The organism is Streptomyces virginiae, from assembly GCF_041432505.1.
Classification (GTDB): domain Bacteria; phylum Actinomycetota; class Actinomycetes; order Streptomycetales; family Streptomycetaceae; genus Streptomyces; species Streptomyces virginiae_A.
Window position 1 is genome coordinate 36,688 of the sequence record NZ_CP107873.1, and the last position, 17,094, is coordinate 53,781.

Consider the following 17,094-nt stretch of genomic DNA (forward strand, 5'->3'; position numbering starts at 1 on the left):
GTGCAGTCCCTGCCGGCCGAGGGCCGACGGTGCGGGCTGGAGACGAGTCCCGGGGCGGGGTGCGCGCCGCGCTGCGGCCGGGCCGGGTCAAGTCCTTCCGCGGGCAAGGGCACGGGCCCGCGTCGGATGGACGGCGGTCAGGGCTGGGGCGTCGTCCCGCCGGTCTCGGGCCAGGTGTCCCAGGGCCAGAGTCCGCCGATCGCGTAGCGGCCCTGAGCGTCCGGGGTGACTCGCTCGGCGCCGGGCTCGCCCCGGTAGGTCGCGTCCCACGTGAACGTGAGCGCGCCGTCGTACTCGAATGCCGCGGTGAGACCGCAGTTGTCCCGGTGCAGGTCTTCGACGATGCGCTGCGCGGTTTCGCCGGCGAACAGGTACGTGCCGTAGGGAGATCGCGTCGCCGTGGTGGGTTGCCCGAGGTAGGGCCCGTAGGCCGTTCCGTCGACCGTCAAGAACTCAAGGGGCGCGGCCGGGGCGGGGGTGCTGGGGTCGGTGCGGCGTCGCCTGGGCTGTCCGCGGCACGACGGCCGGCTGGACTGGGCACGACCGTCACGCTGTGGGCCGGGACCGCGTAGCGGGTGCGGCCGGTGCCGCCAGGCTCTCGCGGACGGGAGGATCGCAGCACGTCGACGGCGATCCGGCCGGTGGGACTGAAGCCCTTGACGACGCCTTCCACCATCTCCGTCCAGTGGGCGCTGCCTCCCCACTTCCGGGGGAAGAGGACGTGAGCGCCGTGGGCGATCGGGGTTCCTCGCCAGTCGAGCATCCAAGCCATGGGTACCTCCTGTGAGTGTGTCTTCGGCCGGCGGGGTGCCACTCCCCGCCGGGGGGGCGGGGGTGGAGCCGGTGGCCCCCACCCCCGCGTACTGCCGGTCGGTCAGGCGAGGCGGACGAGCATCACCAGGTGCCTGTAGCCGTCACCCGCCATCTCGGATCCCTCGGTGAACATGAATTCCCGCGAAGCTGGCGGTCGGCTTTACGGGCTGCTTTTCCTCCTTCTTTGCTGCGGTGGAGGACTGCGTCTCGATCGCGCCCGACTCGCGCAACGCTTCGGCGTCTGCCAGAGCGATCATCGCCTTGCGGCCTGGCCCAGGGTGGCCATGGTCGTCTCGGGCGCCCTTGCCGGTGTACACGTCGAGCTCGAACCCGTCGACCTCGTCCTGGGACATGACATTGCCCGGGTGCTGCGGCCTCCGGGCAATGTCATAAACGGGTAGGTGCCCGTCAGCGTTCGCAAAGTGAGGAAAGTGCCGCAGGAATGCACGCCTCCGCGTAGGCTGCGGGAATTGCCGCAGGTGGATCGGGTAGTGCGCAGTGCGGTGGAGGTGCCATGGGTGGGGACCCTTACGTGTCGGCAACAGTCAAGGGCAGCGGGCGGACGAGCGTGCTCGATCCGTACGGTGACGAGCCTCTGCTGACCCCCTCCATGACGCAGGGCAGCGCTGCCGTACCGGACCGGGAGCTACAGCCGCTGGTGCGATACCTCGAAGCGGTGGTCGCCGGCCGCCGCGCACCAGTGCACACCGCGGTCGCCTTCAATGCCGTGTACTTCGGGTACGACCTCAACGGCGACGGCTACGGTGGTAGTCCGCTGCGCCTCGACGACTTCCCCGTCATCACCCTCGGGGAGCGTGCTCCCATACTTCCGGTCGGCGCCATGATGTGCGTGGCCACGGGATCGGACCCGCTCTATGCGGAGATCGTTTATCGCGAGGGCGCTCACCCAGAGGTCGGGCCGCTCGGGGACGTCCCGGCCTGGGTGTCGGGGGCGCCCGCCAGCGCAGAGGGCCCGGGCAGGACGGCGAGAGGCCCCGCTGTTCGCCGTTGGGAGCGCATTGTCCCGGATCTAGATGCCTTCGGCCCGGCCCTGCGCCTCTCACAAGCCCAGCTCCACCGCTTGCGCACGCGCCGGCGCTGGCTCAGCGGGGATGGGCACGTCGTTGTCGACGTTTCCTACCCATCCCCGGAAGCCGCCAAGCGGGATGACTTGACCGCCTATGCGGCACACCTCCTGACCACGGGCCGCGAGCAGCTGCTCAGCCCCTTCGTACCTGTGTCTCTCGCCGAACTCGTGGGCGACACGGGCGAGGACCTGCTGCGGGCAGGGTTGCTCGGACTGCTAGACACAGTGCGGGCCGCAATCCTGTCCAGCGCCTCGCTGCGCACATGGGGCCATTACGCCGTGACCCGGGACTCTCTGGCGGAGTGCTGGGGCGATACCGGGCCGCTGGGCGGCGACGACCTGAGGTCCCTCGTGGCCGCCGTGGAACACGCGGCCGCGCCGGCGAAGCGGCGCCACGGCCTCACCGCGCCGGTCACCGTGTACACGGCGGTCGGACCGCGGCTGCGCCAGGTGCCCGGTGCAGCAAGACTGCTGGAGGGAGTGGGTTACGCCTCAGCGGTGTGCCGGGCGAACCTGACGCTCGCCGATGTCGTCCGGCGGGACAGCGAGCAGGGCCTGTTCGAGAACGGCTGCCTCGTCACGCTCGACGACGCCTTCGAGAGCGGGGGTGTCTGGAGGTCGCACCATCCCGGCGGTACCGAGCCGCCGGGCGACCCTCTGACCCCGTCAGGGCGCGGCTGGGCGTCAACGGTCCCCGCTCCGCCGGACCAGGGGGCGGAAAGAGGGACGGAGTCGGAAGCGGACGTCGATCCGGTCGATCAACCCCTCACCGACGGCGACCTCGGCGTCTGCGAACTCCTGCGCAACGATGCCGAGGGGGTCGTGTGGCGGTCGCCCCTGCGGCTGGCCCACCTCGTGGACGGCTGGTTCCCCCTGCACCCGCATGTCCAGCGCGAACTCCACCGGTCGCATGGCCCGCGGGTCAAGGCACGCCTCGAACTCGACCACGTCGGCCGGACCACGAACGCACACGAGGTGGGGCAAGACGTCACCGCCGAACTCGGTGACGCATCGAGCCGGCTGGTGGGCATCGCCTGGCCCCGCGACTTCTTCCCCGGCCTGTTCCTCGAACTGTGCTGGCCCCGCGGCGGAACGGTGATTCGCGGGGCCACGATGCGGCTCAAGGAGACGCTTGAGGTCGACGATCGTGTGATTGGGCACTGCTACGACCCTCGTGTCCTTACCAGAGAGGACACTCCGGGCAGTGATCGCCACGGCGACAGCGCGGTCGGTCTCGGCCCGCGGCAGCTGGTGATGCGCGCCGTGCGCCGCTGCGGTCTGTTGACCGTGGACGGCCATGCCCTGCTGGACCGCTTCGTGCTGCCGAGCGCAGCCTACGGGCGCCCGCCCTCACGGCCGCAGGCGCTCGCGCTGGAGGTGGCGGTTGCCGAACTCCTGGCGGAGCGCCGCCTGGAGTCCGCCCTCGGCAGCCGGGACCCCTGGGGCCAGCCGCACTTCCCAGCCCGTGAGGGGCAGCCCGTCATCCCGCTCATCGCCTACCGTCCGGTGCGGCGTCGGGTGATACGCCCTTGGGGCGACACGGAACCGGACGGCGTCGGGCAGCTCCCCCTCCAGCTCGTCGCCGGCCACCTGCGGCGCCTGCGGCCGGGCTGCTTGCCCAGCGCGGCACAGCGGGCGGCCTTCCGCGACCACTGCCGCCGGCTTGGCAAGGCGGACGGCTGGGAACTGCCCTACGGCTACACCTTCGTCACCGAGCACATGCGCGGCCGCTGAGTCGCGCATTCATGCCCTCCACCATCCCGCCGACCACTCTCCTTCGGCTCGGAGCTCGCGTGAGTCGATCCCGCACCCGCACCACCAGCCGCAGAAACGGAGCAGGCGTACATGCACGACCGCTACCGCGTCATAACTGGGCCGCCGCTGTCCCCGCCCAACGTCTCGCCCGAGGCCCTGCAGGGACTGGCCTCCGCGCTCAACGCCCTGGAAGATCCCGTCGGCGCCGCCGTAAACGAGCTCACGGCCGACATGGTGGAACTGGCCTTCAACTCCCTTCCCCCGACACACCGGCAGGAGCTGCTCGGCAAGCTGGGAATCCGCATGGCGGCCCCGCGGCGCGCGGGCAGGGCGCTGTGCCAGGACGTCCTCTCGCGGCTGCGTCGCGACGCCCGGCAGCGCAAGTGCCGCTGCGGCATCAGGGACCTCACGACCACTGTGATGAACCAGGTCGGCGAGTACGTCTTCGCACAGGACGGCAACGGCAAGACCGTCTCCAACCCCGTCTCGCGATGGGGCGCAACGCTGATTCGGGCCACGGTATTCGCCTGGGGCAACGCCTCCGTCTTCCATGCACACGTCCTCGCCTGGGCGGCCGACCAGAACTGGTTCATGGAGATGGCCGACGAGGAGCAGACGGTAGGCCTGGCCGCCGTGGCCGACGCGGCCCGGTCCGCCCGGGCGGCGTACCCGGACCCGGAGCCCCTGTGGAAGGGCTTTGAGCGGTCGTCCGCAGGTGACTCCGAGAGTGCCGTGTTGGCCGTGCCAGAGTCCGGCGCCCCGTGCGATGTGCCCGCGGCCACGGGCGGCGGGGCCGGGGACGCGCAGGTCGGCGGCGCGGAGGGGCCGGACCCTGAGGCGGCCTGCCGAGAGGTGGAGTCGGCCCTCGCAGCTGCCCGGCAGGCTGCGGAGAACGCGACTGGTGCGGTGGCGGACGGCCGCCCTCCGCACGAGGAGGACCTGGCCGCGCTGGGCAGGCTCGGCGCCGCCTTCGACAGCGCCGGCGCAGTGTTCCGGGTAGTCGGGATCACCGGGGTCCCCCATCGTCTGGAGAATATGGCGCGGGCCGCACGCGAGCACCGGACGGCACGCGAGCGCGAGTGCGAAGCGCGGAAGGCGCTGCGGGAGCTGCTCGGCGTCGCCGCCCTGCCGGATAGCGCCCCCGCCGCCCTCGCCGCCGAGACCGTACGTGCCGAGACCGGCCGTCTGCTCGACGCAGCCGTGTGGGAGCAGCCGCAGCGGCAGGAGGCCGCCGCCCTCGCCGACCTGTCACGGCTGCTCCGCAAGGGGCGCCAAGCTTACGAGGCTGCGGAGATCCTGGCCTTGCAAGACCGCGTGGTACAGGTGCTGCCCGGCTGTGCCATGGCGGTGCTCGTCGCCGACCGCCTTGTCCTGGCCCGGCCGGAGGCAGCTGCGGAGCCGTGGGAGACGAAAGGACAGCCAACGGCAGGCACCGCCGAAAGCGCCGCCGGGGCGGCCGACGAGTCCCCGGCTGCCGACACGATGACCGACCCCGCTGAGCCGGTCGCCGGGCAGACGAACGGGCGCCCGGTCGGGGCGTCGGCAGACCGCGCCTCCGAGGGACGCAGGGCCCGCGCCGTCCACGCGTCCGAAGCGCCCGTCGCGAAGCCGGAGGTTAACCCGGTCCGCACCGACCGCAGCCCGGCCGCGTCGGCCGCCCACGAGCCGACGGCACCCGCCGCGGCCCCGGAGGCAAGGCCCATGCCCGCCGCAGCCGCGCCGCACGACGGGGAGGCTCTGTCGTCTGAGCCGGCCCCCCCGGCCCCCGCCGCCAGCGAGGCGAACGCCGACGCTGAGGTCACGGAAAGCGTCCTGACCCACCTGATCGTGGAACGACGCTTCGGACTGGCCCACCATGTGGCGGACGCGGCCGGCCACCCCGAGGCGCAGGTCGTGGCTCTCCGCCTGGCCGGCGCCGCCGAGCTGCTGACGCCCGGTGAAAGCCAGGGCGCCCGGTTGACCGCCGACCTGCTCCAGCAGTACGGCGGGTACACCGGCCGGGACACGGAAGGCAGCGAGCTCGTCCTCCTGCCCGCCCTGCTGCGCACGGCGCTGATTACAGGGGACCATCTGGCAGGCGCCCAGCTGAAGGCCTTGGCGCCCCGGCTGCCGGAACGGCTGGCTGAGGCCGCGACCGCCGTAGCCGACCGCGCCCTCAGCGGGGCTCTCATGACAGCCTCGCCGCTGGTGGTCAGCGCCGATGTTTCGGGCGCGGAGGCCCGGCTGCGGGAGCTGCTGGAGCAGTGCCGTACCCACCTTCTGCCACCGCGGCTGCGCTTCGCACGGGCGACGGAGATCGCCAAGCAGTGGCTGGCCGACGACGGGCTCCTCGGATCCATGCTGAGGACGGTTGCCGCCGACAACCGTGACGGGGCGGCCCGGGTCCGCGAGCAGGCCGACCGCCTGTCGAAGCTGCCCGACATCAACAACGAGATCGACCGCATGGACCGCAAGCACCGCTCGCCCAGCGGCAAGCCCCTCCAGGGCTCCGGACGGCAGGATCTGGTGCACCTTGTGGAGAGGGTCGCCGCCCTGATGAAGGAGTGGTGCCTGGTGGTCGACACCATCCGCCGAGGTGACCGCTCCGACGGTAACAGAGCCATCATGGAGATCTCTTCCCTGCGCCGATCCCTGCTGGACGGCCGTGAGGCGGCACTGGGCGAACTGCTGGAACTGGCCCAAAGCTCCGGTGCCGTCAACGGCGCGACCGCCTGGGCGGCGCACGCGTCGATGGAGGAGCTCTTCGACCTGCTGGCCGGCAAGACTGCGGCCGCACCAGTCGAAAACCCTGTGGACCCGGAACTCGTACTGGACGTGGAACTGCTCAAAGTGTGCGACCGGATCGACGAACGCCCGCCGCTCGCCTGGCTGCTCACGGCGGTCGAACGGAGCTGGCAGGACGCCTTCGCCGAGAGGCTCGCCCACGACGCGTTCGCCACGGCGCGGACGCTCGTCGAGCTATCGGGACAGCGGCTGCTGCCAGGACCTCAGCCCGGTGCGCTTCCCCTGCCCACGGTGGCAGAGATCGACGCCCGGGCGGTATCCCGGCGCGCAGAGCTGCGTGAGACGCACCGGGAGCTCGTCGCCGAACTGCACCGCGCCCAAGCCGAGGGCGCCGTCACCGACGACCAGGACCTGAGCCTCCAGGAGCTCCTCGCCGACGCCATCCGGCGGCTGGACGACTCCGACGTGTACGACCTCGTGGACGTAAGGCGCGCCCTCGACACCGTACGGGACGCACTGCCCGACTTCCGAAAGCAGGCCGCCGATCGAATCCGCGCCCGCCTCGACGCCCTGGACCCCAGCGAGGATCTGCGCGCACAGGTCCTCAGGCACCTGGACACCGGGGGCCTGGCCACGGCATCGGACCTCGTCTACTTCCTGGAGATCGGCGAGAAGGTCCCGGAGATCGACGCCGGCGAATCCCACCTGACCGAATTCTTCCCGGCCGTGCCCGACGGTCTGCCCAAGGGCATCGACCCGGCCCTCGTCGGCCTCGTACGTGCCGGCGGTACACACCCGGAGATCCCCGTCCTGGACTACAGCGCCCTCTCCACCGACGAGGCGGCCCTGGCGGCGGATGCCCTTGAGGAGTGGCGGGCACTGGGCGCCACCGAGCCGAAGGACCGGCTGGAGGTATCCGCCCGGAGGCAGCTGCTCCCGGCCCTGAAGCTCCTCGGCTACGACGCCAAGAGCGCCAAGCCGCTGGACGAGAGGTCTCATCGCCGGCGTGAGTACCGTCTGTTCGAAGCGACGGAGGTGGAGATCAACGGCAGGGCGAAGGCGCCCGCGTTCGGCTCGCAGATCCGGGAACAGGGGGGTACGCTCCGCGTGCTGCTGGTCTGGGGCCGCCCGCCTGCCAAGGTCGTCATGAGCCTGGCCGAAAGCGACACAAGCGGTACGAGCCTCCTCGTCGCCTACTTCGGCACGCTGAGCCGCGGGGCCCGCGTCGAACTCGCCGCCGGCTCCAGCCGGCTGCAACCGATGCTGGTCGTGGACGACGCCGCCCTTGCCTACCTCTCGGCGCGCGGCAACCGCCAAGTCAGCACCGCCACGCAGACCCTTCTGCCGTTCTCCGGCGTCAACCCCTACATCAGGGAGAAGCGCGGCCGGATCGGCGGCGAGATGTTCTACGGCCGCGACGCCGAACGCAAGAGCGTCCTCGACCCGCTTGGCACTCAGGTCATCTTCGGCGGCCGCGGGCTCGGCAAGTCCGCCCTCCTCAGCGATGCGGGGGAGCGGTTCGAAGGGCAGCGCCCCGGCTACCAGCTGGCGGTGCACGTGAACCTCGACCAAGAGAACATCGGCAAGGGCAGCTCCCTGGGGCTCGAAGCACTGTGGAGTGTCCTCGACCGGGAGCTCAGGAAGGCCGAGGTCCTGGTCGGGCAGCAGGGCCGCAAGTCCGTCAAGGACATCTCCGAACGGGTGCGCGCCGGCATCGGCGCCTGGCTCGACGGGGACTCCCGCCGCCGTCTGCTAATCCTGCTCGACGAGTGCGACCAGTTCTTCGAAGCCGACGCCCCCCGCTTCGATCAGACCAAGAAGCTCAAGGGCCTCGGAACCGACACCAAGGACCGCGCCAAGGTCGTCTTCGCCGGCCTGCACTCCGTGCAGCGCTTCACGAAGCTCGCCAGCAACGGTCCGTTCAGCCATCTCGCCCAGACCCCGAAGGTGATCGGCCCGCTCGCGCCCCAGTCCGCCGCCGAACTGCTGGTCGACCCCATGCGGGCGCTCGGCTTCGAGTTCCAGGACATGGATCTCGTCAACCGCGTACTCGGCTACTGCTCCTACCAGCCGTTCCTGCTCCAGATGTTCGGCCACCGGCTGGTGGAGCTCATGCATCGCAAGCGGATGCGACGCGGAGCCGAAGGACCCCCGTACGCAGTGGAGATCGGCGACATCGAGGTCGTGGAGTCAGACACCGGGCTGCGGGACAGCATCTCGGCTGCTTTCAAGGACACCCTGAGCCTCGACCACCGCTACGACGTGATCGCCAACGTCCTGGCCTACCACGCCCGCCACCGAGGCCTGGAGGTACGGCTGAGCGACGCCGAACTGCGCGAGGAGTGCGAGACATTCTGGCGCAAGGGCTTCGAGCAGCTCGACACCGAGGGCTTCCGCGCCTACCTCTCCGAAATGGTAGGCCTCGGCGTCCTCGCGCCCAACCACGACGGCCAGGGCTGGCATCTGCGCGGCCCGAACGCCCTGCGCATGATCGGCACCTCCCACGAGGTGGACGCCCGTCTACTCAGGGCCGAGCAGGACTGCGAGCTCCAGGAGAGCATCGTCCAGGAGGGCCGCCCCGAGCTACCCGACGGCCGACCGGCGCCGCTCACCATCACCCAGCTCGACGACCTCCTGGGAGGGCGATCGAACCAGACGAGAATCGTGCTCGGCACCGCCGCGACCGGAGTCGGGGACGTCGGCGACACCCTCCGTGCGGTCGCGGGACGCATCGCGGACTGGACCCTGCCGGCCATCGGCAAGCCCAGTGTCTACAAGCAGGAGCTGACCGGCGGCCGCCCCCGCGAGCGGCGGGTCGTCATCAGCGACTTCGCCCGCTACCCGGACGCCCGACCCGAGGCCCCCCGGCAGGCCGTCGACCAGGCCGAGACGATGCTGCCCACCACACCCGGCGTGACGCGCGCCGTGGTTGTCGTGACCGACCCCAACCAGCTCGGACTGTGGCGCCCCCTGCTGACGGGCACCGAACCCACCTCGGCCGCTCCCGTCGTGTTGCGCCGGCACGACCACCGCACCCTGCGCGGCTGGGCCCAACGCGTCGAAGAGTTCCACACGGAGGACCGCCTGGACCGACTCCACGAGCTCACCGGAGGCTGGCCGGTCTTGGTCGACAAGGCGCACCGTCTTCACGGCGAACTCAGCGACCCGGACGCGGCCCTGCACCGCCTGGCCGGCCTGCGCCGAGATCGGGCAGCCGCCCGATCCTTCGTCGAGGCGACCGGGGTGTTCGCGGACCCTTTGCTCGCGACCGGCTACCGGGCCCTCGCCGAGGAGTTCAAGGAGACCCTGTTCGACTTGGAGAGCGCGGTGACCGCCGTAGCCTTCCGGATCGAGGACGAGGACGAGGCCCGCTGGGTCGTCACCTGCCTCGATGCCCTCCAGGTCCTTGACCGGGAGAAGAGCCACCTGCTGCGCCTGGAACCGCTGCTCCGGGAGTGTGTGGCGCTGCTCGACTGACGCCGATGCAACATGACCTCGCCCCCACCGGCCGCTCTGTGGGGGCGAGGTTCGGCCTTGGGAGTCGTCGCGTACAAGGTCATCAGGCGGGCAGCGACGCACCACAGGCGAGGGTCGTCGAGCTGCTGCTGCACGGTGACGAGTTCGACGCTGCCCGGCGCCGGATGTCGGCCGCGCGCCGACGCCGGCGCCGCAGTGTCGGAGCACCAGACGGCGGCACTGGGGCACTCGCGGCGCGCAGTGGTGACGCGGTGCGCTCCCTGTGATCCAGCCAGGCTGGGGACTATATGTGAAGAACCCGTCGCTTTGGGTAGTCGCGCTGGCAGGGTGGGCGTTGGATGTGTGGGCGTGCCCGGGGCTTCCAGCTGCAGGGGGCTGGGGGCGACCGTGCGGCGCCTGCTGCTCTCCGGCAGAAACCGACCGAAGGAGTCAGTACATGCGGGTTCCCAGGATCCTCGCGCTCATCAGTGCGACTGTGGCCCTGACGGCGGCGCTGGCCGGTGTCACCCCCGCCCAGGCCCGGCCCGCGCCGGGCAAAACCGGTTCGGCCGTCACCGTCCCCCGGGACCAGATCCAGTGCCCCCGCGGATTTGTGTGCATCTACCCCGAGATCCACTTCGAGGGCCAGCCCTACGTCAAACGCGCCACCGACGGCTCGGTCCGGCACCTGCCGGACTACATCCGCGGCAAGGGCAGCTCGGTCATCAACAACAGCAGCCGCACCGCGAGGGTCTACCAAAAGGACAACTACTTCGGCCGGCACGTGTGCGTCGGGGCCGACGGCGGCACCATCGCAGACCTACGCTCCTACCAACTCAACGACACCACCCACTCCCTTAAGAACAACACCACACCCTGCGGCGCGTAAGGAGGCGCAGGAGACCGAACGCACGACGCTCTCTCCTTCACCGACCACGGCGTACGTGCGGCCGGTGACAGGCGACCGCCGGGTGGGGCAGTCACCTGCTGGCAGTTCGATGCCGTCGACCTGCAAGGCGTCGAAGGGCGATGAAGAACACCGGCCTCTTCGAGGCGAGCGCGGAGGCGGCGCAGCCACTGGCGGCGGCCGACGCTGGAGGGCTTCGAAGGACAACCGGCCGGCTGCGATGTCCCAGACGACGAGCTCGCCATCGCTGACCAGACCTTCAGGCAGCTGCTCGGCGACCGCGACCAGGTCGGGGAACCGGTCCTGGACGAGAGAGCCGCGCCAAGTCTGCAGGAGCAGCCTGCCGCCCGGGCCGGTGGGGGTGAAGAGAATCGCGAGGTGGCCAGTACTTCTGCTCCGCCGCGAAGCCGTTCGCCAGGACGCCGGGGCCGGGGACGTACTCGGGGGCCTGGGCGATCATCGGCTCGAAGGGCGGGCTGAGAACCACTCTGGGATGGCCTCGTCCGCCGACACCCGCGCCAGGTGGCCGACTTGTTGAAGGCGTACGCCAGGATGGCGCCCACAACCGCGCCGGCGCCGACCTGGCGTGCCGCCCCGACCCTGCGGTTATGGGGTCGACGGCCGCTGCGGGCCGCGGTGCGGAGACCGATATCGCGAAGACCCAGCAAGTGCGAGCAGCAGAGCCGCGAGCCGCCGTCTCACGACGCTTCCCGGATCGCGGTCCAACCGCCCGCGTTGAACTCCTCGTCGCCCGGAGCCACCATCGGCGGCTGTGCCTGGCCCGCCACGTCCTGCTGAGCCCGCCGGGTGGCGTCGGACGTCAGCTTCCAGTCGCCGTCCTGCCACTGCACACCGAGCAGCGTGCGGGTGTAGGAGCTCTCTTCCTTCTTCGTCTCGCCGTTCTTCTGGACCACGAGACCCAGCAGCCACACGCTGACCTCGTTGTCCGACTTCTTGATCACCTTGTAGCCGACCACGTGAGCGCGCACGTAGGCACCGGACGGCAGCGGCTGCCCGGCGCTCACACCCATCTCCTGAGTGAGGGTTCGGTCGGTCTGCTGCCCGGCCTCCTCGATCTTCTTGGCATTCTCCGTAGAGTGATCGCCCTTGCCGACGTACGAGTGGTAGATCCGCAGCTGCTCGTCGGCGGTGGACTTCTCACCGTCGATGCGGGTGGTGTTGGCGGCCGCCGCCATGGATGCCGCGCCCTCCGCGGTGTGTGGGAACCCGACCCGGCTGCCGCGATCGTCCGTTCGCTGCCCCCGCGGCAGCGCCGTCCACCGCTCCGGCTCGGTCCAGTCGTCCGGCACCGCGTACGTGGGCGCGGGACTCGCGGAACTGGACACGCTCGGAACCACCCCGCCCTTGGCCGGCGCCGACGAGGCCGGGGGCGTGTTGTTGCTCGGCTTTGCGTCGTCGGCTGCCGGACCGCATCCGGCGAGCAGACCGACGGCCAGGGACAGGACGAGCGCTAACGGCCGCACAGGAGCACGCACAGCTACCTCACTTGGAGTCGGGCAGGCGGGAAGGATCACGTCGGAGAATACGCGCCGCTGCGGGTGAAGCCGGGGACGGGGGCGGGCGCTCCGTCGAGCGGTGGGTCGCCTGGTTCAGCGTCACGACGTGGTCGGTCGCACCGCCGGTGCGCTCCTGCTGGACGGCCAGGACAGTCGAGAGCACGAGGGCCGAGATCGCGGCCTGAGCCGTCTCGCCGCGGCGGTCCCGCCTTACTCATCGACACCAAGGCGCTGCGATCCAGCAGGCCGCGCCCACCGACGATGAGTGCGCGTCTGAGCGCCGGTCTGCCCTGCGGCGGCTCGCTGGTTGGGCCTCGCCGGTATCAGCCGCGCGAGCGGTGCTGACGGTGGGGGCGGCGACGTCCCGGTGAGGGATCAGGAGCGGCCTCCGGCGAGGAGAATCCGCCCGGCACCGCGGCGCGCTGCGCCGCCTGCTCCACGGCCGGGGCCGCGGGGGTGGCGAGTGCGGGCTTGCCCGTGGCCAGGATGGTGATGTGGGGGATGGTTCGGGCGCAGGCCTGGCAGACCTCGGCCAGGGTCCAGACCTGGCCGACGGCCGGGTTGTGGACGAGGACCAGGAGGCTGGGGCCAGCGCAGTGGACGCGGGTTTCGTGGAGGGCGCACTGGTCGCTGCCGCAGCTGCAGGCGGCGTTGGGGCGGGCGCCGGCGAGGCGTCCGTGGGCCTTGGCGTGTTCCGCTGCGAAGCGGCGCATGCTCGCGGCGTCCTTGGAGCGCGGCGGCATTCTGCACGCGGCGGTGCTGCAGGTGACGGACACGGTGTGGTCGAGGTGGCCGGTGAGGCGGACCGTCCAGGTCCGTCCCGGCACGCGTGATCCGGGCATCAGGGTCAAGGGGGTGTCCCGTCGTCGTGCTGGTACTGGCTGGCGTTGTCGGCTCATGAGGGGGCCGAGCACATGTCGTCTCGCGGTGGCCCCGCCTGCGGTGCGGGCCGCTCCGGGTCAGAGCGCGCGCAGGAGGGCGACCACCTTGCCGAGAATAGTGGCGTTGTCGCCGCGGATCGGCTGGTAGGCCGTGTTGTGAGGCATGAGCCAGACCTGGCCGTTCTCGCGGCGCAGGCGCTTGACCGTGGCTTCGCCGTCCAGCATGGCCGCGACGATGTCGCCGTGGTCAGCGCTGTCTTGGCGTCGGACGGTGACGATGTCTCCGTCGCAGATGGCGGCCTCGATCATGCTGTCGCCGACGACTGTCAACGCGAACAGCTCGCCTTCGCCGACCAGGTGCCGCGGCAACGGCAGGACGTCTTCGAACAACTCCTCGGCGAGGATCGGTGTCCCGGCCGCGATGCGGCCGACGAGCGGGACCTGGACGGCCTCCGGCGCCATGCCTGCCGGAGTGTCGGGGAGGTCGGCGTGCTGGTCGTCGCGGACACGGTAGGCGCGGGGACGGTGCGGGTCCCGGTAGAGGTAACCCTTGCGCTCCAGGGCCATCAGCTGGTGCGAGACGGAGGAGGTGCTGCGCAGGCGGACGCCTTCGCCGATCTCCCGCATCGAGGGCGGGTAGCCCTTGCGGGCGACGGCCTGCGCGATGAACGCGACGATGGCGGCCTGGCGGGCGGTGAGTCCGTCCGGCCCCGGGCGGGTGACACCGGGCGGACGCCCGGTGCGGGCTTCGGATTCGATGACGTGCATGTGGTGCTCCCCCCTGAAGGGATCTTGCGTGCAGGGACAGTAACCCGCATACCACCCGGGACGGAACATCTTTTCGATAACAGGGCGTGCCGGTGTCGGCGCGGGTGGTGAGGGAGCCGACCGGCGGCGGCCGTCCTCGGTCCCGCGCGGCTTGCAGCGGGGAAGCGCACCGCTCATGATCCGCATGTGCCGTTCCACGTCAGGCTGCGCTTCGGGCCGCCGTCCTCCCCCGCCGTCACCGGTACTTGGGACAGCGACGCGGCCGCCGAGAGGAAGTTCCGGGGGTTCATCGGCCGCTACGGGAGCCGAGCCGACGTGCGCATCGAGCTGGTCGAGGACGGGCCCGAGGGTGAGCGCATCGTGCGCTCTTGGACACGGGAGCGCGGCGAGGTAGAAGGGGCCTGACGAACCCGGCCCTGCCCCTCCGACGGGGGCGGCATCTCGGGGCCGGCCGGCGTTGCCGGTGGGGGTGATGGGGCGCAGGGTGGGAAGACGCCCCGGTGGACCTCGTGAAGGGTGGTACGGGCATGGCCAGACCGGTGTGGACGGGGGTCTTGGCGTTCGGGCTCGTCAGCCTGCCGGTGGGTCTCTACACGGCCACCGACAGCCACACGATCCGCTTCCACCAGCTGCAGCGCGGGACGGCGGACCGGATCCGTAACCGGCGCGTGAACGAGCGCACCGGCGACGAGGTGGACCTCGCGGACATCGTGAAGGGCTACGACACCGGCGCCGAGTACGTGATCGTCGAGCCGCAGGAGCTCGACGAGATCGCTCCCGGCCGGTCCCGTTCCATCGACGTCGCCGGTTTCGTCGACCTGGACACCGTCGACCCGGTCTTCTTCGACAAGACGTACTTCCTCGGGCCCCGGGGAGCCCAGTACGGGAAGGTGTACGCCCTCCTGGAGCGCGCTCTGGCCGAATCGAACAGGGCCGGCATCGCCACGTTCGTGATGCGCGGGCGGGAGTACCTGGTCGCCTTGAAAGCGGAGGAGGCGGAGGGCCTGCTCACGCTCCACACGCTGCACTGGGCGGACGAGCTGCGCGATCCGCACGCCGAGGTGCCCGACCTTCCGGGGAAGGTCGAGGCGACGCCTGCTGAGGTGAAAATGGCCATGCAGCTGATCGACGCCCTGGCCATGGAGTGGGAGCCGGAGGCCTTCCACGACTCCTTCCGCGAGAAGGTCGAGGCCCTGGTGAAGGCGAAGGCGGCCGGCGAGACGGTCGAGAAGGCCGAACCGGCGGCGGAGCCGACCGGTGCCATCGACCTCATGGAGGCCCTGCGCGCCAGCGTCGAGCGGGCCAGGAGTCCCAAGGACACCGGCGAGAAGGCCGCCTCCCCCAGTGCCCGGGCGGCCGGCGGAAAGAAGGCGCCGGCCACGAAGAAGCAGGCGCACTCCGGACCGGCGGCCAAGGGCCGGAAGCTGATGGCGCTGACGAAGGCGGAGCTGTACGAGAAGGCGGCCGCTGTCGGCATCCCGGGCCGCTCGTCCATGAACCACGACCAGCTCGCCGACGCCCTCGCCCACACCAGCCGCGACCGGCGCAAGGCCTGAACGCCACGTGGTGGGCGGTCTGACGGGCACAGCCGTGGTCAGGCCACCGTGACGCGCAGGACGTACGGCTCGCCCGTACTGATCGCCTGCGCCTGTTCACGGAGGTCCGCGTACGTGAAGCCAAGCAGCGCCTCGTCCGCGGCCCGGCGTAGCAACGGGAGGATCTCGGCGACGGGCCAGCCTCGGTGCGCTGCGGCGAGCTGGGCGAAGGCCCGCTGGTAGGGGGCCCCGTACGTGCTCGCACTGTCGGCCAGCAGGTGGTCAAGGTGCTGTCGCTCGATGCTGATCTCGCCCATGGCCCGCTCCTTCGGTCCTCCGGGGCCCCGTCCGCTCCGGGGCCTCGCCTTCGACGCTACGAGGCCGGTCTGACATCGACCTCCGACCCGGCAAGGGGCACATCCCGGCCGATGAGGTCCTGGAGCTGCTCGCGGACGGGTGGCGGCAGCAGCCCCTCGGTGGCGAGGAGGTGCCACTGGCAGCCGGGAATGCGCTGGTCGAGCCGGTGGAACTCCCCGAGCTGGTAGAGCAGCACCAGTGCGTCGAGGGCGTGCTGGGCGGGTGGCCGGTCGCGCTCCTTCAGGGTGCTGAGCACGGCCAGGCCTGCCATCGCGTAGCGGCCGTTCATCCACTCCAGGGCCGCCTCGCCCAGCTGCCCGGCAGCGAGTTCCTCCTCGACCCGGTCGCACAGGTCCAGGGCCCACTGCCGTACGCCGGCGGCGGTCTTCCAGGTCCGCGCCAGGTCCTGGAGCGGAGCGGTGGCGGCCAGGTCGCGCAGATGGTCGCGGGCATCGCGCACCGGGCCGAGAGCCAGATGGTTGTCCTCGGTGAGGACCGCGTCGGCAAACTCGGGAACGTCGTTACGGGTGGTCTCGACCAGGGACGCGATCGGGTGGGCCGTCGCGGTGGGGTTCATCGCGCGCAGCAGGTCGCCGATGTCTTCCAGGGACATCGTCCCGTTGATGGCCGCGGCGGCCGCGGCCAGTGCGGCGTCCTTGGGTGTGGCGGTCGGCGCGCCGGGGTTCTTGTCGAGGGCCGTGAGCTCGGGCGGAGGCCAGGTGTGTCCGGCGGCGCGGGCGAGGCGGGCGATTCCTTCGTCGATCCGCCGGGCCCGGGCGGGGACCAGGGTCACGGTCAGGCCAGCGTCGGCAATGTGGTCGGCGAAGTCGTCGAGCCGTTGTTCCGGGTCGGTGCCCGGGCCGTCGTCGCCGGGGACGGTGAGGGTGTCCACCGCGGCGGTGAAGGCGGCCCGTACCGTCTGCTCGGGTACGGGGAGCTCTTCGTCGAACAAGAGCAGTGCCACGTCGTTCGGGCGCTTGCCGCGGCCGGCGTGACGGGCGAGGCCGAGAACAAGGTCGAGGCTCTCGGGCGCCGGGGTGGAGGTGCTGCCCTTGCCGCGGCCCAGGCCTCCGCCGGGGACATTGCCGGGCAGCAGGCGGCGGCTCCTCCAGCCCTCCAGCATCTTCGCGGTCACGGTGGAGCCGTGGCGGTGCGCGTGGTCGATCAGCAGCTGATCGGCCGCGCTCGGGGTGTCAGTGGACATGCCAGGGAAGGTACCGACGCCTCTCCGGGGCCATGACCGAGCTTTCACCTCATCCGGTGACTCCCCGCGGAATTGACGCCAAGGAGCTAC

The 17,094-nt window shown here is 71.2% G+C and carries 12 protein-coding genes; 5 read left to right on the forward strand and 7 right to left on the reverse strand.

Going from position 1 to position 17,094, the window contains the following annotated elements; all coding sequences use genetic code 11:
• Window positions 1–137: 137 nt before the first annotated feature.
• Both OG624_RS42295 and OG624_RS42300 read right to left on the reverse strand, forming a co-directional pair.
• Window positions 138–449, reverse strand: a complete 312-nt coding sequence (locus OG624_RS42295; protein WP_331719592.1) for a hypothetical protein — start codon at window positions 447–449, stop codon at window positions 138–140.
• Window positions 450–914: 465 nt separating this feature from the next.
• Complete coding sequence (locus OG624_RS42300; RefSeq protein ID WP_331719594.1) at window positions 915–1,166, reverse strand: hypothetical protein; 252 nt, start codon at window positions 1,164–1,166, stop codon at window positions 915–917.
• A 179-nt stretch (window positions 1,167–1,345) separates the two neighbouring features.
• On the opposite strand from OG624_RS42300, the gene OG624_RS42305 reads away from it, so the two are divergent.
• The 3 genes from OG624_RS42305 to OG624_RS42315 all read left to right on the forward strand — a co-directional run bounded on the left by OG624_RS42305 (window position 1,346) and on the right by OG624_RS42315 (window position 10,724).
• Window positions 1,346–3,634 (forward strand): hypothetical protein, encoded by a 2,289-nt coding sequence (locus OG624_RS42305; protein WP_371640967.1) that lies wholly within the window; start codon window positions 1,346–1,348, stop codon window positions 3,632–3,634.
• Window positions 3,635–3,745: 111 nt separating this feature from the next.
• Window positions 3,746–9,856 (forward strand): hypothetical protein, encoded by a 6,111-nt coding sequence (locus tag OG624_RS42310; RefSeq protein ID WP_331719596.1) that lies wholly within the window; start codon window positions 3,746–3,748, stop codon window positions 9,854–9,856.
• 436 nt (window positions 9,857–10,292) lie between these two features.
• Entirely contained in the window at window positions 10,293–10,724 is a 432-nt protein-coding gene (locus OG624_RS42315) for a peptidase inhibitor family I36 protein (protein ID WP_331719597.1), read from the forward strand.
• Between the two features lie 716 nt (window positions 10,725–11,440).
• Here OG624_RS42315 and OG624_RS42320 read toward each other — a convergent pair.
• From OG624_RS42320 to lexA, 3 genes are all read right to left on the reverse strand, one after another.
• A complete protein-coding gene (locus OG624_RS42320; RefSeq protein ID WP_371640968.1) occupies window positions 11,441–12,088 on the reverse strand; it encodes a hypothetical protein in 648 nt (215 codons plus the stop codon).
• Between the two features lie 494 nt (window positions 12,089–12,582).
• Window positions 12,583–13,101, reverse strand: a complete 519-nt coding sequence (locus OG624_RS42325; protein ID WP_331719599.1) for a hypothetical protein — start codon at window positions 13,099–13,101, stop codon at window positions 12,583–12,585.
• A 117-nt stretch (window positions 13,102–13,218) separates the two neighbouring features.
• Window positions 13,219–13,908: a transcriptional repressor LexA gene (gene lexA, locus OG624_RS42330; protein ID WP_331719600.1), complete on the reverse strand. Its 690-nt coding sequence runs from the start codon at window positions 13,906–13,908 to the stop codon at window positions 13,219–13,221.
• Window positions 13,909–14,094: 186 nt separating this feature from the next.
• Here lexA and OG624_RS42335 point away from each other — a divergent pair, with 186 nt between their 5' ends.
• Window positions 14,095–14,313 (forward strand): hypothetical protein, encoded by a 219-nt coding sequence (locus tag OG624_RS42335; RefSeq protein WP_331719601.1) that lies wholly within the window; start codon window positions 14,095–14,097, stop codon window positions 14,311–14,313.
• A 122-nt stretch (window positions 14,314–14,435) separates the two neighbouring features.
• Window positions 14,436–15,464, forward strand: coding sequence for a non-homologous end joining protein Ku (gene ku / locus OG624_RS42340; protein ID WP_331719602.1), 1,029 nt, complete (start codon window positions 14,436–14,438; stop codon window positions 15,462–15,464).
• Between the two features lie 38 nt (window positions 15,465–15,502).
• Here ku and OG624_RS42345 read toward each other — a convergent pair whose 3' ends face one another.
• Together OG624_RS42345 and OG624_RS42350 are read right to left on the reverse strand one after the other, a co-directional pair.
• Window positions 15,503–15,760 (reverse strand): hypothetical protein, encoded by a 258-nt coding sequence (locus tag OG624_RS42345; RefSeq protein WP_331719603.1) that lies wholly within the window; start codon window positions 15,758–15,760, stop codon window positions 15,503–15,505.
• Window positions 15,761–15,816: 56 nt separating this feature from the next.
• Window positions 15,817–17,004, reverse strand: a complete 1,188-nt coding sequence (locus OG624_RS42350; protein WP_331719604.1) for a hypothetical protein — start codon at window positions 17,002–17,004, stop codon at window positions 15,817–15,819.
• Between the last annotated feature and the right edge of the window lie 90 nt (window positions 17,005–17,094).